This window comes from Delftia deserti, from assembly GCF_042653485.1.
GTDB classification, from domain to species: Bacteria; Pseudomonadota; Gammaproteobacteria; order Burkholderiales; family Burkholderiaceae_C; genus Comamonas; species Comamonas acidovorans.
Genome location: NZ_JBHSIH010000001.1, coordinates 4711770 through 4733765 on the forward strand (window position 1 = coordinate 4711770; position 21996 = coordinate 4733765).

Here is a 21996-nt window from a genome sequence, read left to right on the forward strand (position 1 = left end):
TCGAATCAATCAGGTTGTGAACATGAGCATGCGTCTGAACAAGCGACGTGGCCTGCCGCTGGCGGCCCTGGTGCTGGCCGTCCTGGCGGCGGGCTGCGGCCGCAACGAGGCTCCGGCCGCGGCGGGTGATGCGCTGCCCGTGGTGCAGGCCGTCACCGTGCAGCCCGCGCCGCTGGCCCTGTCCAGCGATCTGCCGGGCCGCATCGAGCCCGTGCGCGTGGCCGAGGTGCGTGCGCGGGTGGCCGGCATCGTGCTGCGCCGCCATTTCGAGGAAGGTGCCGATGTCCGGGCCGGCCAGGTGCTGTTCCAGATCGACCCGGCGCCCCTGCGCGCCGCCCTGTCCCGCGCCCAGGGCCAGCTGGCCAGCGCCGAGGCGGCCCTGCTCGATGCGCGTGCCGTGGTCGGCCGCAACGCGCCGCTGGTGGCGCAGGAGGCGGTCAGCCGCCAGGACGTCGAGGCCATGCAGGCCCGCCTGCAGGCGGCCCAGGCCGCGCGGCAGTCCGCCCATGCCGAGGTGCAGGCGGCCGCACTGAACCTGGAATACGCCACGGTCAGGGCGCCGATCGCGGGCCGCATCGGCCGTGCACTGGTCACCGAGGGCGCCCTGGTGGGCCAGGGCGAGGCCACGCCCATGGCGCTGGTCCAGCAGCTCGACCCGGTCTATGCCGACTTCCAGCAGCCCGTGGCCGAAGCCCAGCGCCTGCGCGTGGCCCTGGCCGAGGGCCGCCTGGCACAGACGGCTGGCAAGGGCGGCACGCCGGTCTCCCTGAAGGTGGACGGCACGGGCGTGCAGCGCACGGGGCGGCTGCTGTTCTCGGATGTGACGGTGGACCGCGGCACGGGCCAGATGGCGCTGCGCGGGCGCTTCGACAACCGCGACGGCATGCTGCTGCCCGGCATGTATGTGCGCGTGACCGTGGGCCAGGGCGTGGACCCTGCTGCCATCCTGGTGCCGCAGCGGGCCGTGCAGCGCAGCACCGACGGGCAGGCCCACGTGCTGGTGGTGGACGGCCAGGACACGCTGCAGATGCGCCCCGTGCAGACCGCCGCCATGCATGGCGCGCAGTGGCAGATCAGCGCAGGCCTCAAGGGCGGCGAGCGCGTGGTGGTGGGCCGCATGGCGGGCCTGCAGCCCGGGGCGCGGGTTCAGGTCACGGCCCTTTCCGATGCCGCGGCCTCCCCTACGGCGGGGCTGTCCGGCACCTTCAGCGCCTCCGGCAGCTCCGCCACGTCCAGCGACTGAGCCGGCGCCTGCCCAAGGAATAGACCATGTCCAAGTTCTTCATCAACCGCCCCAACTTCGCCTGGGTGGTGGCCATCTTCATCATGCTCGCCGGGCTGCTGGCGATACCGGCGCTGCCCGTCTCCCAGTTTCCCAACGTGGCGCCGCCGCAGATCTCGATCACCGCCAACTACCCGGGCGCCTCCGCCACCACGGTGATGGAGTCGGTGACCAGCGTCATCGAGGAGGAACTCAACGGCACCAAGGGGCTGCTGTACTTCGACTCCTCCAGCGGCTCCACGGGCCTGGCCGAGATCACGGCCACCTTCGCCCCGGGCACCGAGCCCGCGCTGGCCCAGGTGGAGGTGCAAAACCGCATCAAGAAGGCCGAGGCGCGCCTGCCCGCGTCCGTGATGCAGATGGGCCTGCAGGTCGAGCAGGCCAGCGCCAACTTCCTGATGATCTACTCGCTGACCTACAAGGACGGCAGCGGCGGCAGCGGCAACAGCGAGGTGGCCCTGTCCGACTACGCCGTGCGCAACATCAACAACGAGATCCGCCGCGTGCCCGGCGTGGGCAAGGTGCAGTTCTTCGCGGCCGATGTGGCCATGCGCGTGTGGGTCGATCCGGGCAAGCTGCTGGGCTACGGCCTGTCGGTGGCCGACGTGAACGCGGCCATCGCCGCCCAGAACGCGCAGGTGCCGGCCGGCAGCTTTGGCGCCTCGCCCGCGGGGCCCGGCCAGGAGCTGAGCGCCACCATCGCCGTCAAGGGCACGCTGGCCTCGCCCGAGGAGTTCGGACAGATCGTGTTGCGTGCCAGGGCCGATGGCTCGGCCGTGCGCCTGGCCGATGTGGCGCGGCTGGAGGTCGGCCAGCTGGACTACAGCTTTTCCTCGCGCGAGGACGGCCGCCAGGGCGTGGCCGCCGCCGTGCAGCTGGCGCCCGGCGCCAACGCCATGCAGACGGCCAAGGCCGTCAAGGCGCGCCTGGCCGAGCTGTCGCAGAACTTCCCTGCCGGCATCCAGTACGCCGTGCCCTATGACACCTCGCGCTTCGTGGAAGTGGCCATCGGCAAGGTCATCCAGACCCTGGTGGAGGCCGTGGCGCTGGTGTTCCTGGTGATGTGGCTGTTCCTGCAGAACCTGCGCTACACGCTGATTCCCACCATCGTCGTGCCCGTGTGCCTGGCCGGCACCCTGGGCGTGATGTATGCGCTGGGCTTTTCGGTGAACATGATGACCATGTTCGGCATGGTGCTGGCCATCGGCATCCTGGTGGACGACGCCATCGTGGTGGTGGAGAACGTGGAGCGCCTCATGGCCGAGGAGGGGCTGCCGCCGCTGGCCGCCACGGTCAAGGCCATGCAGCAGGTCTCGGGCGCCATCGTCGGCATCACCCTGGTGCTGGTGGCGGTGTTCCTGCCGCTGGCCTTCATGAGCGGATCGGTGGGCGTGATCTACCGGCAGTTCTCGCTGTCGCTGGCCGTGTCCATCCTGTTCTCGGGCCTGCTGGCGCTGACCTTCACGCCGGCGCTGTGCGCCACGCTGCTCAAGCCCGTTGCCAAGGACCACCACGCCGAGCGCAAGGGCTTCTTCGGCTGGTTCAACCGCCGCTTCGCGGCGCTGACCGAGCGCTTCGACCTGCTCAACCAGCGGCTGGTGCGCCGCGCCGGGCGCTGCATGCTGGTGTATGCCGCCATCGTGGCCGGGCTGGGCGTTGCGTACACGCGCATGCCCGAATCCTTCGTGCCCTACGAGGACATGGGCTATTACATCGTCGGCGTGCAGCTGCCGCCGGGCGCCACCACGGAGCGCACCAAGGCCATGGTCAAGGACATGGAGGACTATGTTCGGAGCCGCCCCGCCACGGCCCAGGCCGAGTTCCTGATGGGCTACAGCTTCTCGGGCATGGGGCAGAACGCGGCCCTGGCCTTCGTCACGCTCAAGGACTGGTCGGTGCGCGGCGCCGGGCAGGCGTCGTGGGACGAGGTGCAGGCCTTCAACCAGCGCTTTGCCCGCCTGTCCGACGGCACCGTCATGGCCGTGGACCCGCCGCCCATCGACGGCCTGGGCAACTCCGGCGGCTTTGCGCTGCGCCTGCAGGATCGCGCCAACCTGGGCCGCGAGGCGCTGATCGCTGCGCGCGACCAGCTGCTGGCCAAGGCCAATGCCTCGCCCATCATTGCCTACGCCATGATGGAAAACCTGGAGGATGCGCCCCAGCTGCGGCTGGACATCGACCGGCGCAAGGCGCAGGCCCAGGGCGTGGATTTCAGCGCCATCAACACGGCCCTGTCCACGGCCTACGGCTCGGCCGTGATCAACGAGTTCCCCAACGCCGGCCGCCTGCAGCGCGTGGTGGTGCAGGCCGATGCGCAGGCCCGCGCGCGGCCCGAGGACATCCTGCGCCTGCACGTGCCCAACGCCAGCGGGCAGCAGGTGCCGCTGTCGGCCTTTGCCTCGGTGCGCTGGGAAAGCGGGCCGGTGCAGATCTCGCGCTACAACGGCTATCCGGCCTTCCGCATCTCGGGCGACGCCAGGCCCGGCCACACCACGGGCGAGGCCATGGCCGAGCTGGAACGCATCATGGCCGAGATGCCGCGCGGCATAGGCTACGAGTGGACGGCCCTGTCCTTCCAGGAAAAAGCCGCCGGTGCCCAGGCGCCCAAGCTGTTCGCGCTGGCCATCGTGGTGGTGTTCCTGCTGCTGGTGGCCCTGTACGAGAGCTGGAGCATTCCCGCCGCCGTGATGCTGATCGTGCCCATAGGCGCGCTGGGATCGGTGCTGGCCACCTCGGCCGTGGGCCTGTCCAACGACGTGTACTTCAAGGTGGGCCTGATCACCATCATCGGCCTGGCGGCCAAGAACGCCATCCTGATCGTGGAGTTCGCCAGGGACCTGCATGCGCAGGGGCACAGCCTGGCGCAGGCCGCGCTGCAGGCGGCGCGGCTGCGCTTTCGGCCCATCGTCATGACCTCGCTGGCCTTCATCCTGGGCGTGGTGCCGCTGGCGCTGGCCTCGGGCGCGGGCGCCTCCAGCCAGGCCGCCATCGGCTTCGGCGTGATCGGCGGCATGCTGTCGGCCACGCTGCTGGGGGTGGTCTTCGTCCCCGTCTTCTTCGTCTGGGTGCTGTCCCTGCTGCGGCGCAAGGCGCCGGCCGGCACCCCGCCTGCCCTGCAGGCCCCGGCAATCCCCACGGAGTAAGCGCCATGTCCCTGCACTTCTTCCCACGCGCCCTGTGTGCGCTGGCCGCCAGCCTGGTGCTGGCGGGCTGCTCCCTCGCCCCGGTCCACCAGCGTCCGCAGGCGCCCATTCCCACGCAGTGGCCGCAACAGGATGCCGCGCCCGTGCTGTCCTCGTCGGCGGCCACGCTGGACTGGAACAGCTTCATCGCCGACCGCCAGCTGCGCCAGCTGGTGGACCTGGCCCAGGCCCACAACCGCGACCTGCGCCAGACCCTGCTCGACGTGGAGGCGGCACGCGCCCTGTACCAGGTGCAGCGCGCCGACCGGCTGCCGGGCGTGGGCCTGCAGGGCGGCGGCACGCGCCAGCGCCTGCCGGGCGACATGAATGCCACGGGCCAGCCGCAGGTGCAGGGCAACTGGCAGGCCGGCCTGGGGCTGGCCGCCTTCGAGCTGGACCTGTTCGGCCGCGTGCGCAACCTGTCCGAAGCCGCCCTGGGCGAGTACCTGGCCACCGAAGAGGCCGCGCGCGCGGCCCGCATCAGCCTGGGTGCCGAAGTGGTGCAGGCCTACCTGTCCCGCGACGGGGCCCTGCGCCGCCTGCAACTGGCGCAGCGCACGCTGCAAAGCCGTGAAGCCTCGCTGCGCCTGACCGCGCAGCGGCGCCAGGCGGGCACGGCCACGGCGCTTGACCACCAGGATGCCCTGGGCCTGGCCGCCCAGGCACGTGCCGATGTGGAACGCAGCGAACGCGAGCTGCTCCAGACCGGCAACGCCCTGCTGCTGCTGACGGGCGTGGACGACCTGTCCGCACAGCTTTCGGAACAACCCGCCCAGGCACCCGTGCTGCTGCAGGAGCTGTCGGCCGGAACGCCGTCCGAACTGCTCGTCCACCGCCCGGACATCCAGGCGGCCGAGCACCGGCTGCGCGCGCGCAGCGCAGACATTGGCGCGGCGCGCGCGGCCTTCTTCCCGCGCATCTCGCTCACCGGCTTCCTGGGATCGTCCAGCGCCGATCTGTCCGACCTGTTCCGCCCGGGCCAGCGCGCCTGGTCGTTCACTCCCCAGGTCACGCTGCCACTCTTCGACGGGGGGCGCAACCGCGCCCACCTCGACCTGGCCGTGCTGCGCAAGGACAGGGCCGTGGCCGCCTACGAGCTGGCCATCCAGACCGCCTTCCGCGAAGTGGCCGACGCCCTGGCCGCCACCGACACGCTGCGCCGCGAGGAAGCCGCGCGCCTGGCGCTGCGCGACAGCAGCCGCGAAAGCCTGCGGCTGGCGCAGGCCCGCTACCAGGCGGGCGTGGATGATTCCCTGCGCTACCTCGATGCCCAGCGCAGCGCCTTCGCCAATGAAAGCGCCTACGTCGATACCGTGACCCAGCGGCAGCTGGCGCTGGCCCAGCTGTTCCGCGTGCTGGGCGGCAGCTGGACGGCGCCGCCGCCTCACAGCGGGCCGAACACCTCGGGCAAGGCGGCCTCACGCGGCATGCCGCCGTAGCTCTTGGTGCCGCCCTGGCCGTCGATCACCACGATGCCCGGCGTTCCGCGAAAGCCCAGCGACAGCATCAGCTTGTGGTGGGCATCCAATGCCTTGCGCACATCGGGGCTGACGCTGAAGGCGGGCGCGATGCCGCCCTGGGCGGCCTTCTTCTCGTGCTCCATCAGTGCGGCCGCGCGGTCCGGGGCCTGCAGGATGGCGGCGGCCTTGGCGGGGCTGTCGTCGCGGATGACGCCCACCAGGATGTGGCGCAGCTGCACCTTGCCTGCGTCCACCCAGGGACGCGCGGCCTCCCAGAACTTGTGGCAGTACTTGCAGTTGGGGTCGGTGAAGGTATAGATCACGCGCGGCGCATCGGCCTTGCCGTCGGGCACCCAGGTGGATGCCTGCAGTTGCGCCTGCACGGTGTCGCCTGCCGGCTTGGCGGCCTGGGCCTTGGCCTGTGGCGCCTGGGCCGCGGCAGGGCCTTCTGCGGCCGTCGCCCGTCCCGCCGCCAGAAACAGGCTGGCCGCCATGCCTGCAAAAAGGACGGTGCGTTGAAGATGCATGGGAACTCCTTGAATCGGGTGAATAGGGGGCAGCGGGTTTCGCAGGGTGGCTAGTCTATTGCCCGCACAGCCTGCCTGCACAACCCGCCCGCCGCTTCCCCCTGGCCGACCGTCAGAACGAGCCGCGCAGCGTCAGCATCACATTGCGCGGATCGCCGTAGTGGCTGCTGTTGAGCAGGTTGCCCACGGAGACGTAGTAGGTCTTGTCGAACATGTTGTTGAAGTTCAGCGACGCCTCCCACTGTCGGTTGATGCGGTATCGCACATGGCTGCTCCAGACCGCGCGGCCGGGCGCATGGACGGCCACGGCGCCCACCTGGCGGTAGTTGGAGCTTTGCGCATTCACGCCGCCGCCGATGGTGAAGGCATTCCATTCACCGGGCAGCTGGTAGGTGGTCCAGACGCGCAGCAGGTGGCGCGGCGTGTAGGTGTTGAAGCTCTTGCCCTGGTTGTTCAGGTCCTGGGCGTACTTGTTGCTGTTGTAGGTATAGCCCGTGAACAGCTTCCAGCCGCGCGCCAGCTCGCCGCTGATCTCGGCATCCAGCCCCTGGCTGGTGACCTTGCCGGTGTCGGTGTAGCAGTAGTAGCCGTCGCGGCAGGTGGGGCTGGTGGTCAGGTCTTCCTGCGCGCGGTGGTTCTGGTTCACGCGGTACAGCGCCAGCGAGGTGTTCAGCCTGCCGTCCATCAGCTCGCCCTTGAGGCCGACCTCGTAGGTGTCGCCCATGATGGGCTTGAGGTTCTCGCCGGCCGCGTTCAGCAGCGTCTGGGGCTTGAAGATGCTGGCGTAGCTGGCATAGGCGTTCCACTGCGGACTGAGGGTGTAGATGGCGCCCGCAAACGGCATGAACCGGGTATTGCCCTGGTGGGTCGTGTTGAAGCTGGGAACACCGGCGCTGCGCAGATAGGTGTCCCAGTCGCTCTTGTAGTTGCTCAGGCGCCCGCCCACCACCAGCTTGAGCGGATCGCTGACCTGCAGGCGCAGCGCACCGTAGACGCCGGCCTGCTGCACCATGGCCCTGCGCTCTTCGTTGAACACGGCGGCCAGGGCGGCGTCGCTGGGTTCGGGGATGTGGGCGTTGGGCGCCGTCACATCGATGGGGCTGGCCGCCGTCAACGCGTTGTAGGTGGGGTTGGCGTGCGAGCGGCTGTAGGTGGCGCCCAGCACCAGCTCGTGCTGGCGGCCGAAGGCATCGATGTCGCCCGTCACGTGGGCGTCCAGGCCGGAGGCATTCATGCGCGCCTGGGTCATGGCCGCAATGCTGCCGCCCAGCATGGTGGAGGGATTGACCGAGCGCAGCGAGGCCGCGTACTTCATGTCCAGCTCTTCGCGCACATGGATGGCCGAGACCTTGGCGCGCCAGCGGTCGTTGAACTGGTGCGACAGGTCCGCATACAGGGCCTTGTTGCTGTTGTTCTGGCGGTTCCAGTCGGCCCCCAGGAAGGTGGAGCGCGGCAGCCCGATGTCGCCGCCCGTGGCATAGCGCGGCAGGCCCGAGATGAAGGGCCTGCCCTTCATGCTCTCGATGCTGGCGCCCACGCTCACCTGCGTGTCGGCCGACAGCCGGTAATCCAGCGTGCCGTACAGCGTGGTGTTGCGGCTGTTCACGTAGTCGATGAAGGAGTGCTCGTCCTGCCGGTCCAGCACGGCGCGGCCGCGCAGCGTACCTTCCTGGTTCAGCGAGCCGCTGGCATCGATCTGCGCGCCATAGCGGTCCCAGGAGCCTGCCCTGGCCATGACGCTGACGCCCGGCTCGGCCAGCGGCCGCTTGCGCACCAGGTTGACGGCGCCGCTGGGGTCGCCGCCGCCCTGCACCAGGCCGGTGGCGCCGCGCAGCACTTCCACGCGGTCGTAGATGACCGAGCTGCCTGCGTAGTTGCTGGCGCGTCCGTACAGGCGCTCCACTGGAATGCCGTCGTACTGCATGCCCGTCACGTCGAAGCCGCGCGAATAGATGTACTTGCCGCCCTGCGGGCTTTGCAGCAGCGTGATGCCGGTGGTGCTGGCCAGGGCCTCGTAGACCGAGGTGATGTTCTGCTCCTTCATGAGCTGGTCGGTCACCACGCTGACGGACTGCGGCGTGTCCTTGAGCGCCTGCTCGCTCTTGCCGATGCTCACGGCGCGCGCCGCATAGGCCCCCGTGCCTTCGGTGGCCGCGCTGCGCAGGGCCTGCGCGGTCACGTGGACCTCGCCCAGTGTCTGCGCGCCGGCAGCGGGGCGGGGCGCGGGTTTCAGCGTGAAGCCGCCGCTGCGCTCGGTGGCGACGGCCATGCCAGAGCCACCCAGCAACTGCTCCAGCGCCTGGCGCGGCGTGAACCGGCCCTTGACGGCCTGGGCGCTGCGCCCGGCCAGGTCGGCCTCGTCGAACAGCACCTGCTGCCCGGACTGCTGGCCGAACGCGCCCAGCGCCGTGGCCAGCGGCTGGGCCGCAATGTCGAACGGCAGCCGTTGGGCACGCGCCTCCTGCGCCTGTGTCTGCGCCTGGGTCTCCGCATGCTTCTCCTGTGCGTGCGATGCCGCAGGCACTGCCGTGGCCGCCACGGCTCCAGCCACCAGCAGCGCCATGGCGCCCTGGCGTGCCGTTCCCACCTCTGCTCCTGCACGGTCGCTGCGCACCTGCGCCGTCGCCACCTGGCCCATCAGGGCTCCCCTCAGTTGTTTTGCCCGCTTCACGTTTGAATCCTGCGTCCTGTCTGCACGGCGCCAATGCGCCCCATCGCGCCGTGCGCGCAGGCCCAGGCCCTTGCCGGGCATGCCCACCAGTGCATGCCGGCTTCAGCCGCAAGGCCAAGGCCGCCAGTCTGCGCGCGCGGCGCACCGCGTTTGCGGCCGTTGGCTGGGGGGCGAAGTCCTGCTTCGGCCCTGCTGGCTGGCAGCCGAGGGAGTGCCCGGAAAATCCGGTCCCTACCTGTTCAAGACGCGGTTTTCGGGAAGAACACGAACCCGTGCCGCCTTCTTTATTTGAAACAATATGTAAGAAAGCTGATTCCAGCCGGACGATCGGCCGGTCAGCCGTTCAGCGCTTGGCAATCAGCCATCCGCCCGATGCCTGCCTGCGCACGCGCACCGCAATGAGGTCGGGCAGCAGCTCGATGAAGGGCTCGGGCGAAGCCGTGGAGAAAAAGGCCGACACGGGCAGGTTGCCCAGGTCTTCGGAGGCCAGCACCACGGGCTGGCCCAGGTAGCGGGACAGCTCCTGCGCCACCTCGGCCAGCGGTGTGCGCCGAAAGCGCAGCTGCCCCGTGCGCCAGTCGCCCACCGTGTCCGCCGGCGCAGCCACGGCGTGGTGGACGCCCGTGGCGGGGTCGATGGCCACGCCGCTGGCGGCGCCCAGCAGCAGTACCGGCGCATCCGCTCCATCGCGGTCGGCGCGCACCTCCACCTTGCCGCGCAGCACCTTGACCACCAGGCGCGGCGGCGCAGCCCGCACGTTGAAGGCCGTGCCCACCACCTTCACGCGGCTGCGGCCCGAGTCCACGGTGAAGGGCCGCGATGCATCCGGCGCCACGTCGAAGAAGGCCTCGCCGCTGTCCAGCACCACCTCGCGGCGGCGCGGGTAGTAGCGCACCTGCAGCGTGCTGCTGAAATTCACGGCCACATGGCTGCCGTCGGGCAAGTCCACCTCGCGCCGCTCGCCGGGGCCGGTCGCCATCTCCAGCGTGTAGCGCGCGGTGTTGTCCCAGGCATGCCAGCCGCCCACCAGCAGGGCGCAGCACAGGGCGACGCCCGCCGTGGCGAAGGCGGCTCGCCAGCGGCCCGGACCGGGCGGGCGGGCAGCAGCAACTGCTGCGGCGGGATGCGGCCGCGGCCGTGCGGGCTCGACCGCAGGCTTGCCATGCGCCTGCAGCCGTTGCTGCTGCAACTGGCCGAACAGCTGGCGCGTGCGGCCCATGCTGTCGAAGATCTCGCGGTGAAAGGGGTCGGCCTGCAGCCAGGCGTCCAGCGCGCGTTCGTCCGCGCCCGTCCAGCCCGCCGTCTGGCGGCGCGTGAACCACTCGGCAGCAGTCTCGTGCAGGTCCACCAGCGTGTCTGGCGCCATTCCTGGGGGCGGTGTCTTGTTCATGGCGTGGGGCCGCGTCCTGGAGCGTGTTCGGAAGGTGGTGCAGCGTCGGCGAGCAGGCGCTGCATCTGCTCCATGCTGCCGTATTGCAGGCGCAGCTCGCAGTAGGCATAGGCCCGGCTCACATGCCTGGACACCATGCGCAGCGAGATGTCCATGCGCTGCGCCACTTCCTCCTGCGTGAATCCTTCCATGACGTGCAGCGTGAACGCCTCGCGCTGGCGCTCGGGCAGCTCGCCCAGCGCATCGTCCAGCCGGGCCAGGTACTGGCGGTTCTGGGCCTGGCGCGCGGGATCGTGGCGGTCATCGGCGGGCAGGGCCTGCAGCTCGTCGCCGCAGTCCTCGGCCGGCACCATGTCGATGGCCTGCTCCGCACCCAGCCTGCGCCATTGGTCCACGGCCAGGTTGCTGGCCGCGCGGCTCAGATAGGCCTGCTCCTTGCCCTCTTCGGGCAGGCGGCCCGATGCGGCCATCTGCGCAAACACCTGCTGTGCCGTGTCCTCGGCCTGCGCGCGGCTGCCCAGCCGCCCCTGCAGCAGCCGCACCAGCGGCTGGCGCCAGCGCGCGTACAGCGTGGCCAGGGCGGAGGGCGGTGCCATGCCTCCCTGGGCGGCGGCGAAGGGATCGTGCTTCACCGCTGCAACCCCGCATCACCAGGCCATGGCGCAGCCCCCTGGGGCAGGGCCCAGGCGGCAATCAGGCTGGCGGAGGTCGGCAAGGAAGGAGGCACGGCGCGCGGCGGTTCGCCAGCGGCCCGGAGCAGGTGCCGGGCCAAGGCTGGCGGAAAACAGCAGCGATTGTACTGAGAGTGATTCGCATTGGTGGATGTGCTTTGCCAGGAATAGCAAGCGGCAGGTGCTGCTCTGTTAGCTGCCGCCAATGCGCAGGGCCGCCACGGCCGGGTCGTGCACCACCAGGCCGGTCGGCCCGTAGCGCTCCAGCTCGGCCAGGGCATCGGCCAGGGGCGTGTTCTCGAAGCGGACCAGTCCCTTGCGCCACAGCGCAATGCTGCCGGGCGCCACAGCCGCCACCGGACCGAGCACGCCTGCAGGCGACACGCTCAGGACCTGGCCCGCGACCAGGTCGGCAGGCTTTGCCGCGCCTTGCGCACCGGCCACGCGCACATGGCCTTCCTGCACGGCCACCTGCACGCTGCCCGCCTCCATGCCGGTGGCGCGATAGCGCACGGAAAACCGCGTCCCGACCACGGTGACGCGCGCCGGGCCGGCCAGCACATGGAAGGGCCTGGCGCTGTCGGGCGCCACGGCGAACAGGATCTGCCCTTGCGTGATGCGCACCTCGCGCCGGTCGCGGTACAGGGCCACCTGCGCCTGGGTATCGGCGTCCAGGGACAGTGCGGTGCCGTCGGGCAAGGTGATGGTCTTGGCCTGGCCGCTTGGGGTCAGGTGGCTGCTGGTGAAGGTGGGCTGCTGCTGCCACCGGGTCCAGCCCACGCCCACGGCCAGGGCCGCCGTGCAGCACAGGGCCGCCAGGGCAGGGCGCGGCAGCAGGTGGGACCAGCGCCAGCCTTGGCGCTCTTCGGAGGACGGGCGCTGCGCGGCCGGTTCCGGGTGTGCGTGAGGCGCCGACTGCGAGCGCCGGCGTGCCTGCTCCGCGCGCAGGCGTGCCACCTGTTCGGGGGGGATCGGCCGCGCTGCCGCCAGGCTCTGGCCCAGGTGGCGCAAGGCGGCCTCGTGCGCCGTGCTGGCTGCCAGCCATTCGGTGAATTCGGCTTCTTCCTCGGCGGTCAGTCCTTGCTCCATGCGCGTGTGCCAGTCGGCCGCAGCGAGGTCGATGGGGTTTCGCCCGCGGAAGAACTCTTCCAGTTCGCGCACCTGCGCAGCCTTGTCCAGGGGCGCGGTGCAGGAGCGGTAGCGGCGCATGCGTGCGGATTCCCGGCCTCAGAAGCTGGTCCAGTCCTGCGATTCGGCAGACGGTTTGGCCGCAGCGAGGCGTACAGGTCGTGCAGGGCGCGCACCGGCTGAGGGTTGTGCAGGCGCAGGCTTGGCCGGCGCCAGCGCAGATGCCGTGGCCGCGCGCATGGGCACGGACGCCGGTGGCGGCGCCTGAAAACCCGGCTGCTGGGGCACAGTGCCCTGATGGCCCAGGCGGAAGATGGCCACGGCCTGCACCAGGCGCTGGGCCTGGGACTTGAGGCTGGAGGCCGCCGCCGCGCTTTCCTCCACCAGGGCGGCGTTTTGCTGCGTGACCTGGTCCATCTGGCTCAGGGCCTGCCCGACCTGGGCCACGCCGGTGCTTTGCTCGTCGCTGGCGTTGCTGATCTCTCCCATGAGGTCGGTCACGCGCTGTATGGATTGCAGCACCTCGGCCATGGTGGTGCCGGCCTGGTCGGCCAGCTCCGCACCCTGGCTGACGCGCGTGGCGCTGTCAGTGATGAGCTGCTTGATCTCTCGGGCCGCCTGCGCGCTGCGCTGGGCCAGGGTGCGCACTTCGGCGGCCACCACGGCAAAGCCCTTGCCCTGCTCGCCGGCGCGCGCGGCCTCGACGGCGGCATTGAGGGCGAGGATGTTGGTCTGGAAGGCGATGGAGTCGATCACGCCCACGATGTCGCCGATCTGGCGCGAGCTGGCATGGATGTCCTGCATGGCGCCCACCACCTCCTGCACCACGGTGCCGCCCTTGGCCGCGACCTGGCTGGCGCCGCGCGCGAGCTGGTTGACCTGGCGTGCGTTGTCCGCGTTCTGCTGCACGGTGGAGGACAGCTCGTCCATGGAGGCCGCCGTCTGCTGCAGCGCGCTGGCCTGTTGCTCCGTGCGCCGGCTCAGGTCGGCATTGCCCTTGGCGATTTCCTCGCTGGCCATGGCCACGCTGTCGGCGTTGTCGCGCACATCGCTGACCACGCTGGCCAGGCTCTGGTGCATGGCGTTGAGCGAGGCCTGCACGCTGCCTGCGGGCGCTTCGCTGCGAACCAGTCCGGGGTCGAGGTTGCCGTCGGCGATCTGGCGGGCGACTTCACCGAGCTGGGCAGGCTCTGCCCCCAGCGCGCGTGTCAGGCCGCGTGCGATCAGCCGGCCCATGAGCAGCGCCAGCACAAAGGCCACGGTGCTCACGCCGATCAGCATGTTGCGGTGCTCCACATAGGACTGGGTGGCGTGCGCAATCATGTCCCTGGCGTGCCGGCGTGTCAGCTCGCCGTACTCCCGGGAGGCGGCAATCAGCTGGGCCAGCAGGGGCCGGCATTCGCTGTTCATCTTGGCGATGGCGGCCTCCTTTTCCTGGCGCAGCGTCAGCGAGACGATGTCCATGGCCACCGGGCCGTAGCGCTGCTCGACCTGTTCGATGCGGGCGACCAGGGCGCGGGCGTCCTCGCCCGCCCCTGGCGCGGCCACCAGGGCCTTGAGCTGGTCCAGCCGGGCCTTGACATCGGCATGGGCGGCGTTGACCGCTGCGGTTTCCAGTTGCACATCGGCGGGCGTGGTGACCAGCACCAGGTTGCGCGCCGCGACGGCCCGCCGGTCCACGGCCGAGCGCACCTGGTCAGCCAATTGCGCCCGGGCGTTGACTCCTTCCACGTACTGGGTCAGGTTGCGGTTCGCTTCGTTGAGCGCCTGCAGTGCCGATGCGGAAATCAGCGTGGCCAGCAGGGCCAGGGCGGTGAAGGCCGCATAGAGCTTGGTTTTGACGGTCCAGGAGCTGAGATTCATAGCGCTTTCCAGATGAATGTGTTGCTTATCAGTTTTTATCAAAAATAAATGATTAATTTGATAAATCCCTTGGATAAATTGTTAAATTTCAACTTGAAGCTACAGATTTAGGCTAGGCAGGGCCAAGCGTCACCAGCCCGCTTCCCATGCGGGCTGGATCAAGAAAGCCCGCATTGCATGAACGCATGCGGGTCTTGCACCTGGGATGCCGGGTGCGCCGGCGCTACAGTCGGGGCCCCGACCCCATGCATACCTCTCCCCACATCCAAGGCTGGTGCCCCGGCGCCTGGCAGCCCATGGCCTCCGGCGATGGGCTGGTGCTGCGCGTGCGTCCGCCGCTGGGACGCCTGACGGTGGCCCAGGCGCGGCGGCTGGCGCGGCTGGCCCGGGTGCATGGCAACGGCGTGCTGGAGCTGTCCAGCCGCGCCAATGTGCAGTTGCGCGACATTGCGCCCGGGCGGCACGCCGCCGTGCTGCGCGCCCTGGCGGCCGTGGGCCTGCTCGATGCCGATGCGGGCCGTGAGCGCCGCCGCAACCTGGTGGTCGACCCGCTGTGCCGGCCGCAGGAAGCCGTCCATGCGCTGGGCCAGGCCCTGCAGCAGGCGCTGGATGCGGCCGAGGACCTGGCCGGCCTGCCCGCCAAGTTCGGCTGGTCGGTGGAAGGTGCGCCGGGCCGGCTGGCCGGCGTGTCCGCCGATATCCGCCTGCAGCGCACAGCCACCGGCTGGCTGGTGCAGCCTGACGGACGCAACCACGCGCTGGCTGCGGCCGACGCGGACCAGGCCGTGGCTGCAGGCCTGGCGCTGGCGCGCTGGTTTGCCGGTCAGGCCGCCCTTCGCCGCGCCCAGGGCTTGCGGCCCGGACGCATGGCCGCCGTGGCAGCGCAACTGCAGCCGCCCCCCGGACTGGACTGGGTGGAGACAGAAACCCCGGTCCACGGCGAAGGACCGGCGCCCGGTGCCATGCCCGGCGTGGGCTGGCTGCTGGGCGCACCGCTGGGCCGCTTGCCGGCCGTGGCGCTGGCGCGGCTGGTGCGCGCCTTGCCTGAGCAGGCCTTTTTGCGTGTGACGCCCTGGCGCATGCTGCTGGTGGAAGACGAAGACGAAGACGAAGACGCGGAAGCTGGCGCCGCCCTGCCCCGCTGGTGGGTGGCTGCAGGGCTGGACAACGCCACTGACTGGATCACCCACGCCCATGACCGGCGCCTGCGCGTATCCGCCTGCACAGGGGCGCCGGGCTGCAGCCAGGCGCAGGGGCCCACGCAGGCCCTGGCGCTGGAGCTGGCGCCGCAGGTGCCGCACGGTGCGCACCTGCATGTGACAGGATGCGCCAAGGGCTGCGCGCGGCAGGCGCCGGCCACGGTGGTGCTGCGGGCCGAAGGTGAAGACGAGGGCGAAGGCCCTGTCTATTCCGTAGTGCGCCACGGCCGTGCCGGGGATAGGGCGCAGGAGCAGCGGACCCTGGCCTCGGTGCGAGACAATCCGGGATTGCTGTTTTCAAAAGAATAATGCTGCACCGCTACGAAACCGATGGCGCCGAGATCTACCGGCAGTCCTTTGCCACCATCCGCCGCGAGGCGGCGCTGGAACGCTTCACGCCTGTCGAGGAACGGGTGGTGGTGCGCATGATCCACGCCGCCGGCCTGGTGGAGCTGGCCCCGCATGTGGCCTTCTCCCCCGGCATGGCCGAGGCTGCCGCGCAGGCCCTGCAAAACGGCGCGCCCGTGCTGTGCGACGTGCGCATGGTCAGCGAGGGCATCACGCGCTCGCGCCTGCCCGCTGCCAACCCCATCATCTGCACGCTGCCGGACGAGCGCGTGCCCGCGCTGGCCCGTGACATGGGCAACACGCGCAGCGCCGCCGCGCTGGAGCTGTGGCGCCCGCACCTGGCCGGGGCCGTGGTGGCCATCGGCAATGCGCCCACGGCCCTGTTCCACCTGCTCAACATGCTGCAGGACCCGGCCTGCCCCCGGCCGGCCGCCATCATCGGCTGCCCCGTGGGCTTCGTGGGCGCCATGGAATCCAAGCAGGCGCTGATGCAGGACCTGCCCGTGCCCTGCATGGCCGTGCACGGCCGCCTGGGCGGCTCGGCCATCACCGTGGCCGCCATCAACGCACTGGCCAGCCATGTCGAGTAGGCAGCCGCGTCCCGGCCAGGGCGGGCCCGGCATTGTCTGCGTGGGCCTGGGCCCGGGCGACCCCGAACTCATGAGCGTCAAGGCCGACCGCCTGGTGCGCGGCGCGCGCCAGGTGGCGTTCTTCCGCAAGAAGGGCCGGCCCGGCAAGGCGCGCCAGCTGGTGGCCGGCCTGCTGGCCGAAGGCGCCGCCGAGCACGCCATGGAGTACCCGGTCACCACCGAGCTGCCCGTGGACAGCCCCGCCTATGTGGACCTGCTGGCGCGCTTCTACGACGACTGGTGCCTGCGCCTGGAAGCGCTGGCGCGGACCGGGCAGGTGGTGGTGCTCTGCGAGGGCGACCCCTTCCTCTACGGCTCCTTCATGCATCTCTACACCCGGCTGCGCGAACGTGGCCAGGTGCCGCTGGACGTGGTGCCCGGCATCCCCGGCATGGTGGGCTGCTGGCACGCCACGGGCGAGCCCATCACCTGGGGCGACGACGTGCTCAGCGTGATGACCGGCACCCTGTCCGAAGACGAGCTGGTGCGCCGCATGCAGACGGCCGAGGCCCTGGTCGTCATGAAGGTCGGCCGCAACCTGCCGCGCATCCGCCGCGCACTGCAGCGCACGGGCCGGCTTGACGCCGCCTGGCTGGTGCAGAACGGCACCACGGACAGCGAGCAGGTCGCGCGCCTGGGCGATGTGTCCGACGACGCCTGCCCCTATTTCGCCATCGTGCTCGTGCACGGCCAGGGCCGCCGGCCGGAGGCCGCATGGTGAGCGCCGGCCGCCTGACGGTGGTGGGGCTGGGCCCGGGCGCACTGGACCAGATCACGCCCGAAGCCGCAGCCGCCTTGCACGCGGCCGACGATGTGGTCGGCTACCTGCCCTATGTGTCCCGCGCGCAGGCCCTGCTGGCGCAGGCGGGTCAAGGCCAGGCCGTGGCCTGGCATGCCTCCGACAACCGCGTGGAGCTGGAGCGCGCGCGCCAGGCGCTGGCGCTGGCCGCGCAGGGGCGGCAGGTGGTCGTGGTGTCCTCGGGCGACCCGGGCGTGTTCGCCATGGCGTCGGCCGTGTTCGAGGCCCTGGAATCCGCCGATGCGGTGCAGGCCGCCGCCTGGCAGGCGCTCGATATCCAGGTGCTGCCCGGCATCACCGCCATGCTGGCCGCCGCCGCGCGCGCCGGTGCGCCGCTGGGCCATGACTTTTGCTGCATCAATCTCTCGGACAACCTCAAGCCCTGGCCGGTGATCGCGCGGCGCGTGGAACTGGCGGCCGAGGCCGACTTCGCCATGGCCTTCTACAACCCGCGCTCCAAGAGCCGGCCCGAAGGCTTTGTGCGCCTGCTGGAGCTGCTGCGCACCCGCTGCGAGCCGCAGCGCCTAATTGTGTTTGCGCGGGCCGTGTCCACGCCCGAGGAGCAATTGCGCGTATGCACGCTGGCCGAGGCCACCCCCGAGATGGCCGACATGCGCACCGTCGTCCTGGTAGGCAACAGCGCCACGCGCCGCGTGGGCCGCTGGGTCTACACGCCACGCCACTACGGCATGGATGGCGGCGCTGGTGGTGCTGTCGGCGCCGTCGGCAGCACGCCATGAGCAATCCAGTGCAGCACCGCAGCCACCGACCCGGTGCGCTGGCGCTGCGGCAGCGCCGGGCGCTGCACCATCACCACGGGCAGGCCCAGGGCGCGTGCGGCATCGAGCTTGCCGCGCGTGGCCTCGCCGCCTGCGTTCTTGGCCACCAGCCATTGCATGCCATGCGTGCGCAGCAGGGCCTCGTCATCGGCCGCGCTGAAAGGCCCGCGCCCCAGCACCACCGTGGTGTGGGGCAGGGGCAGGCTGCCCGGCTCGGGCGCATCGACCAGGCGCAGCAGGTAGTGGTGCTGCGGCCGGCCCGCGAAGGCCGCAAGCTGCTTGCGGCCCACGGCCAGAAACACCCGGGCGGCTGCCTGGGGCAGGGCGGCAGCGGCGGCTTGCATGTCGGGCACGTCGATCCAGGCGTCGCCGGCACTGGCCTGCCAGGGCTCGCGCTCCAGCGCCAGCAGCGGCGTGCCGGTGGCGGTGCAGGCCTCGCAGGCATTGCGGCTCATCTGCGCGGCGAACGGGTGGGTGGCATCGACTACATGGCTGATGGCCTGCCCGCGCAGGAACTGCGCCAGGCCCTGGGCACCGCCAAACCCGCCCACGCGCGTGGGCAGGGGCTGGGCCAAGGGCGACTGCGTGACGCCCGCATACGAGAACACGGCGGCGATGCCGGCGCGATGCAGGGCCTGGGCCAGCTGGCTGGCGCCGCTGGTGCCGCCGAGCAGGAGAACATGGGGCATGACTGATCCCTGGTTGACATTGGTGGGCCTGAACGAAGACGGCCTGGACGGCCTCGCGCCCGCCGCGCTGCGCGCGCTGGACGCGGCCGAGGCCGTTTTTGGCGGGCCGCGCCACCTGGCGCTGGCCGGTGCCGGCGAGCGTGGACGGCCCTGGCCCCTGCCCTTTGACGTGGCGCCCGTGCTGGCCTGCCGTGGCCGGCCCACGGTGGTGCTGGCGTCGGGCGATCCGTTCTGGTTCGGGGCGGGCGGCAGCCTGGCGGCGCATCTGGCGCCGCAGGAGTGGCGCTGCCACGCCCAACCCTCGACATTTTCGCTGCTGGCGTCCCGCCTGGGCTGGAAGCTGGAAGACACGGTCTGCCTGGGCCTGCACGCCGGCCACGTGGAGCAGCTGCTGCCGCACCTGTCGCCAGGCCGCCAGTCGCTGCTGCTGCTGCGCGATGGCGCCGCCGTGGCCGCATTGGCGGACTGGCTGGTGCAGGAAGGCTGGGGCGACAGCCGCCTGGAGGCCATGGAATCCGTGGGTGGCCCGCGCGAGCGCCGCCGCGCATGGCGCGCCGCCGAGGCCGCCCCTGCCCTGGCCGCCGACCCTGCCCGCGCGCCCGTGGCCGTGGCCGTGCTTGCCCAGGGCGGCGCGGCCTTGCCGCTGGTGCCGGGCCGCCCCAACCACTGGTATGCCAATGACGGCCAGATCACCAAGGCCCCGGCCCGCGCGCTGACCCTGGCGGCCCTGGCGCCGCGCCACGGCGAATGCCTGTGGGATGTGGGCGGCGGCTCGGGCTCGGTGGCCGTGGAGTGGTGCCTGGCCGGTGGTTCGGCCATCAGTCTGGAGCAGCATGCGGCACGCGCGGACAACATCCGCCTCAACGCCCGGCGCTTCGGACTGCAGGCGCGCCTGCGCGTGGTGCAGGGCGTGGCGCCCGAGGCGCTGGCCGGGCTGCAGGCGCTGGCCCGGCCCCAGGCCGTGTTCGTGGGCGGGGGCTTTGACGCAGTCCTGTTCGAATGCCTGCAGGGCCTCATGCCCGCGGGCTGCCGCCTGGTCGTCAACGCCGTGACGCTGGAGACCGAGGCCCTGCTGGTGCAACTGCAGGCCGAGCACGGCGGCCAGCTGCTGCGGCTGGAGATTTCCAGCGCCGAGCCGCTGGGCCGCATGCGCAGCTGGAAGGCTGCGCGGCCGCTGGTGCAATGGAGCTGGCAGCGGTGAATCCGGACCAAGCCATCCCCCACCGCTGCGGCGTGCTGGGCCTGGGCCTGCACACGGACGCACTGCCCCATGCGCTGCAGGCGCTGTGGCAGCGGGCTCAGGCGCAGCTGCCGGAAAGCGCAGACGCAAGCGCCTGCGCGCCCCAGCCCATCTGCGCCGTGGCCGTGCTGGACACCAAGGCCGGCCACCCGGCGCTGGCCGCCTGGATGGCGGCTGTCGTGCCCACGGCCGTTCTGGTGCGCGTGCCGCCAGGGCAACTGCCTGGGCAGCCCGTGGTCACGCAGTCGCCGCGCATGCTGGCGCGCTATGGCACGGGCAGCGTGGCCGAGGCGGCGGCGCTGGCCGCCGCAGGCCCGCACTCCGCCCTGAGCGTGACCCGCCTGGTGGCGGACGATGGCAGCGCCACCCTGGCCCTGGCCGTGGGCCAGGGCGGACCTCTGAACTGTTGCCTGGCCCACGCCAGCCAGGCCAAGAACCAAGGAGCAACGGCATGACCGTGCATTTCATCGGCGCCGGCCCCGGCGCCGCCGACCTGATCACCGTGCGCGGGCGCGACCTCATGGCGGCCTGCCCGGTCTGCCTGTACGCAGGCTCGCTGATACCGCGCGAGCTGCTGGCGCACTGCCCGCCGGGCGCGCGCATCGTCAACACCGCATCCATGAGCCTGGACGACATCGTGGCCGAGATCCAGGCCGCCGAGGCGCGTGGCGAAGACGTGGCGCGCCTGCACTCGGGCGACCTGTCCGTCTGGTCGGCCATGGGCGAGCAACTGCGCCGCCTGCGCGAGGCCGGCATTGCCTGCACCGTCACGCCCGGCGTGCCCTCGTTCGCGGCCGCCGCCGCCACGCTGGGCGCGGAGCTGACCCTGCCCGGCCTGTGCCAGTCCGTGGTGCTGACGCGCACTTCGGGCCGCGCCACGGCCATGCCCGAGGGCGAAAACCTGGCCGCCTTCGCGGCCACGGGCGCCGTGCTGGCCATCCATCTGTCCATCCATGTGGCCGCCAAGGTGCAGTCCGAGCTGCTGCCGCACTACGGCGCCGACTGCCCCGTGGCCATCGTCTGGCGCGCCAGCTGGCCCGATGAAACCGTGGTGCGCACCACGGTCGGCAGCCTGACCGAGGCCGTGGCCACCCACATGGAGCGCACGGCCCTGATCCTGGTGGGGCGCAGCCTGCAGGCCGAGGACTTCGGCGAAAGCCGCCTCTACGCGGCCGACTACGACCGCCGCTACCGACCGCTGGGCACCGAGCCGCGCTTTCCCGCCACCGATGTGCATGCGAATGCCGCGCTGGATACCGCGAGGGATACCTTGAGGGACACCGTGATCGACGTGCCCCTCGGGAACCCCGCCCCATGAGCGCGGCCCTGCCGCCCGTGGCGCTGAGCCTGATCGGCATAGGCACGGGCAACCCCGACCACCTCACGCGCGAAGCCCAGGCCGCCATGCAGGCCGCCGACCTGATCCTGCTGCCGCACAAGGGCGAGGACAAGGCCGAACTCGCCGCCCTGCGCCGCGACCTGTGCGATGCCGTGCTCGCCTCCTCCGGCACGCGCATCGAAGGCTTCGACATGCCCGTGCGCCGGTCCACGGGCGATGACTACCTGGCCCAGGTCGATGAATGGCATGCGGCCATCACGCGCTGCTGGCAGGCGGCCATCGCCCGCGCCATGGAGGGCGGGCTGCCGCTGCGCACGGCGGGCCAGCCCCTGCGCGTGGCCCTGCTGGTCTGGGGCGACCCGGCGCTGTACGACAGCACGCTGCGCATCGCGGCGCGCATGCAGCCGGCGCCGCACAGCGTGCGCGTGGTGGCGGGCATCAGCTCCATGCAGGTGCTGTGCGCCGCGCATGCGATTGCGCTCAACGGCATAGGCCAGCCCTTCGTGGTGACCACGGGCCGCCAGCTGCGCGAGCAGGGCTGGCCACCGGGCGTGGACACGGCCGTGGTGATGCTGGACGGCCAGTGCAGCTTCACCGAGCTGCTGGCCGGCCCCGAGTCTGCGGATCTGTCCATCTGGTGGGGCGCCTACCTGGGCATGGACCGCCAGATGCTGGACAGCGGCCCGCTGGCCGAGGCCGCCCCGCGCATCGTGCAGGCCCGCGCCGCAGCGCGCGAGCGGCATGGGTGGATCATGGACATCTACCTGCTGCGGCGCGGCGGCTGAGGCGCCGTGGTACTG

18 protein-coding genes are annotated in these 21996 nt (G+C 71.3%); 11 read left to right on the plus strand and 7 right to left on the minus strand.

Features of this window, described 5'->3' with window-relative positions; all coding sequences use genetic code 11:
• The first annotated feature begins 22 nt into the window (after positions 1 to 22).
• The 3 genes from ACFPFG_RS22505 to ACFPFG_RS22515 are packed head-to-tail and all read left to right on the plus strand — an operon-like array spanning position 23 to position 5903.
• Entirely contained in the window at positions 23 to 1243 is a 1221-nt protein-coding gene (locus ACFPFG_RS22505; protein WP_380108300.1) for an efflux RND transporter periplasmic adaptor subunit, read from the plus strand.
• A 26-nt stretch (positions 1244 to 1269) separates the two neighbouring features.
• Entirely contained in the window at positions 1270 to 4425 is a 3156-nt protein-coding gene (locus ACFPFG_RS22510) for a multidrug efflux RND transporter permease subunit (protein WP_380108302.1), read from the plus strand.
• Between the two features lie 5 nt (positions 4426 to 4430).
• A complete protein-coding gene (locus ACFPFG_RS22515) occupies positions 4431 to 5903 on the plus strand; it encodes an efflux transporter outer membrane subunit (RefSeq protein WP_380108304.1) in 1473 nt (490 codons plus the stop codon).
• On the opposite strand, the gene dsbG is transcribed toward ACFPFG_RS22515, so the two are convergent.
• From dsbG to ACFPFG_RS22545, 6 genes are all read right to left on the minus strand, one after another.
• Entirely contained in the window at positions 5849 to 6451 is a 603-nt protein-coding gene (gene dsbG, locus ACFPFG_RS22520; RefSeq protein WP_183021093.1) for a thiol:disulfide interchange protein DsbG, read from the minus strand. The genes ACFPFG_RS22515 and dsbG overlap by 55 nt on opposite strands.
• Positions 6452 to 6563: 112 nt before the next feature.
• Positions 6564 to 9122, minus strand: coding sequence for a TonB-dependent siderophore receptor (locus ACFPFG_RS22525; protein WP_380108306.1), 2559 nt, complete (start codon positions 9120 to 9122; stop codon positions 6564 to 6566).
• Positions 9123 to 9465: 343 nt separating this feature from the next.
• Positions 9466 to 10512: a FecR family protein gene (locus ACFPFG_RS22530; RefSeq protein WP_380108308.1), complete on the minus strand. Its 1047-nt coding sequence runs from the start codon at positions 10510 to 10512 to the stop codon at positions 9466 to 9468.
• Entirely contained in the window at positions 10509 to 11144 is a 636-nt protein-coding gene (locus tag ACFPFG_RS22535; RefSeq protein WP_310889410.1) for an RNA polymerase sigma factor, read from the minus strand. The genes ACFPFG_RS22530 and ACFPFG_RS22535 overlap by 4 nt, the downstream gene beginning before the upstream one ends.
• A 231-nt stretch (positions 11145 to 11375) precedes the next feature.
• The gene (locus ACFPFG_RS22540) at positions 11376 to 12392 is read right to left on the minus strand and encodes a FecR family protein (protein WP_380108310.1); all 1017 of its coding nucleotides are present in this window, start codon (positions 12390 to 12392) and stop codon (positions 11376 to 11378) included.
• Between the two features lie 18 nt (positions 12393 to 12410).
• Entirely contained in the window at positions 12411 to 14174 is a 1764-nt protein-coding gene (locus ACFPFG_RS22545; protein WP_380108312.1) for a methyl-accepting chemotaxis protein, read from the minus strand.
• A 245-nt stretch (positions 14175 to 14419) separates the two neighbouring features.
• Between ACFPFG_RS22545 and ACFPFG_RS22550 the strand changes: the two genes are divergently transcribed.
• From ACFPFG_RS22550 to cobJ, 4 genes are read left to right on the plus strand one after another with little or no spacing between them, the layout of a single operon-like run.
• Positions 14420 to 15682 (plus strand): precorrin-3B synthase, encoded by a 1263-nt coding sequence (locus tag ACFPFG_RS22550; protein WP_380108314.1) that lies wholly within the window; start codon positions 14420 to 14422, stop codon positions 15680 to 15682.
• Positions 15682 to 16311, plus strand: coding sequence for a precorrin-8X methylmutase (locus tag ACFPFG_RS22555; RefSeq protein ID WP_034397236.1), 630 nt, complete (start codon positions 15682 to 15684; stop codon positions 16309 to 16311). Before ACFPFG_RS22550 ends, ACFPFG_RS22555 begins: the two co-directional genes overlap by 1 nt.
• Positions 16301 to 17071, plus strand: a complete 771-nt coding sequence (gene cobI / locus ACFPFG_RS22560; protein WP_183021089.1) for a precorrin-2 C(20)-methyltransferase — start codon at positions 16301 to 16303, stop codon at positions 17069 to 17071. Before ACFPFG_RS22555 ends, cobI begins: the two co-directional genes overlap by 11 nt.
• Positions 17065 to 17889, plus strand: coding sequence for a precorrin-3B C(17)-methyltransferase (gene cobJ, locus ACFPFG_RS22565; protein ID WP_380108316.1), 825 nt, complete (start codon positions 17065 to 17067; stop codon positions 17887 to 17889). Before cobI ends, cobJ begins: the two co-directional genes overlap by 7 nt.
• Here the strand turns inward: cobJ and ACFPFG_RS22570 are convergent.
• Positions 17832 to 18617 carry a cobalt-precorrin-6A reductase gene (locus tag ACFPFG_RS22570; RefSeq protein WP_380108318.1) on the minus strand — a complete coding sequence of 262 codons (786 nt, stop codon included), beginning with the start codon at positions 18615 to 18617 and terminating at the stop codon, positions 17832 to 17834. The genes cobJ and ACFPFG_RS22570 overlap by 58 nt on opposite strands.
• Here ACFPFG_RS22570 and cbiE point away from each other — a divergent pair.
• The 4 genes from cbiE to cobF are packed head-to-tail and all read left to right on the plus strand — an operon-like array spanning position 18616 to position 21981.
• Entirely contained in the window at positions 18616 to 19818 is a 1203-nt protein-coding gene (gene cbiE / locus ACFPFG_RS22575) for a precorrin-6y C5,15-methyltransferase (decarboxylating) subunit CbiE (protein ID WP_380108320.1), read from the plus strand. The genes ACFPFG_RS22570 and cbiE overlap by 2 nt on opposite strands.
• The gene (locus ACFPFG_RS22580) at positions 19815 to 20312 is read left to right on the plus strand and encodes a cobalamin biosynthesis protein (RefSeq protein ID WP_180318712.1); all 498 of its coding nucleotides are present in this window, start codon (positions 19815 to 19817) and stop codon (positions 20310 to 20312) included. Before cbiE ends, ACFPFG_RS22580 begins: the two co-directional genes overlap by 4 nt.
• Positions 20309 to 21175, plus strand: coding sequence for a precorrin-4 C(11)-methyltransferase (gene cobM, locus ACFPFG_RS22585; protein WP_380108323.1), 867 nt, complete (start codon positions 20309 to 20311; stop codon positions 21173 to 21175). The genes ACFPFG_RS22580 and cobM overlap by 4 nt, the downstream gene beginning before the upstream one ends.
• Positions 21172 to 21981, plus strand: a complete 810-nt coding sequence (gene cobF / locus ACFPFG_RS22590) for a precorrin-6A synthase (deacetylating) (RefSeq protein ID WP_380108325.1) — start codon at positions 21172 to 21174, stop codon at positions 21979 to 21981. Before cobM ends, cobF begins: the two co-directional genes overlap by 4 nt.
• Positions 21982 to 21996 lie beyond the last annotated feature (15 nt).

Excerpts from the sequence above, each read along its gene's own strand:
- ACFPFG_RS22505 (WP_380108300.1), top strand. The coding sequence starts at position 23 with ATGAGCATGCGTCTGAACAAGCGACGTGGCCTGCCGCTGGCGGCCCTG.
- ACFPFG_RS22510 (WP_380108302.1), top strand. The coding sequence starts at position 1,270 with ATGTCCAAGTTCTTCATCAACCGCCCCAACTTCGCCTGGGTGGTGGCC.
- ACFPFG_RS22515 (WP_380108304.1), top strand. The coding sequence starts at position 4,431 with ATGTCCCTGCACTTCTTCCCACGCGCCCTGTGTGCGCTGGCCGCCAGC.
- dsbG (WP_183021093.1), bottom strand. The coding sequence starts at position 6,451 with ATGCATCTTCAACGCACCGTCCTTTTTGCAGGCATGGCGGCCAGCCTG.
- ACFPFG_RS22530 (WP_380108308.1), bottom strand. The coding sequence starts at position 10,512 with ATGAACAAGACACCGCCCCCAGGAATGGCGCCAGACACGCTGGTGGAC.
- ACFPFG_RS22540 (WP_380108310.1), bottom strand. The coding sequence starts at position 12,392 with ATGCGCCGCTACCGCTCCTGCACCGCGCCCCTGGACAAGGCTGCGCAG.
- ACFPFG_RS22545 (WP_380108312.1), bottom strand. The coding sequence starts at position 14,174 with ATGAATCTCAGCTCCTGGACCGTCAAAACCAAGCTCTATGCGGCCTTC.
- ACFPFG_RS22550 (WP_380108314.1), top strand. The coding sequence starts at position 14,420 with ATGCATACCTCTCCCCACATCCAAGGCTGGTGCCCCGGCGCCTGGCAG.
- ACFPFG_RS22555 (WP_034397236.1), top strand. The coding sequence starts at position 15,682 with ATGCTGCACCGCTACGAAACCGATGGCGCCGAGATCTACCGGCAGTCC.
- cobI (WP_183021089.1), top strand. The coding sequence starts at position 16,301 with ATGTCGAGTAGGCAGCCGCGTCCCGGCCAGGGCGGGCCCGGCATTGTC.
- cobJ (WP_380108316.1), top strand. The coding sequence starts at position 17,065 with ATGGTGAGCGCCGGCCGCCTGACGGTGGTGGGGCTGGGCCCGGGCGCA.
- cbiE (WP_380108320.1), top strand. The coding sequence starts at position 18,616 with ATGACTGATCCCTGGTTGACATTGGTGGGCCTGAACGAAGACGGCCTG.
- ACFPFG_RS22570 (WP_380108318.1), bottom strand. The coding sequence starts at position 18,617 with ATGCCCCATGTTCTCCTGCTCGGCGGCACCAGCGGCGCCAGCCAGCTG.
- cobM (WP_380108323.1), top strand. The coding sequence starts at position 20,309 with ATGACCGTGCATTTCATCGGCGCCGGCCCCGGCGCCGCCGACCTGATC.
- cobF (WP_380108325.1), top strand. The coding sequence starts at position 21,172 with ATGAGCGCGGCCCTGCCGCCCGTGGCGCTGAGCCTGATCGGCATAGGC.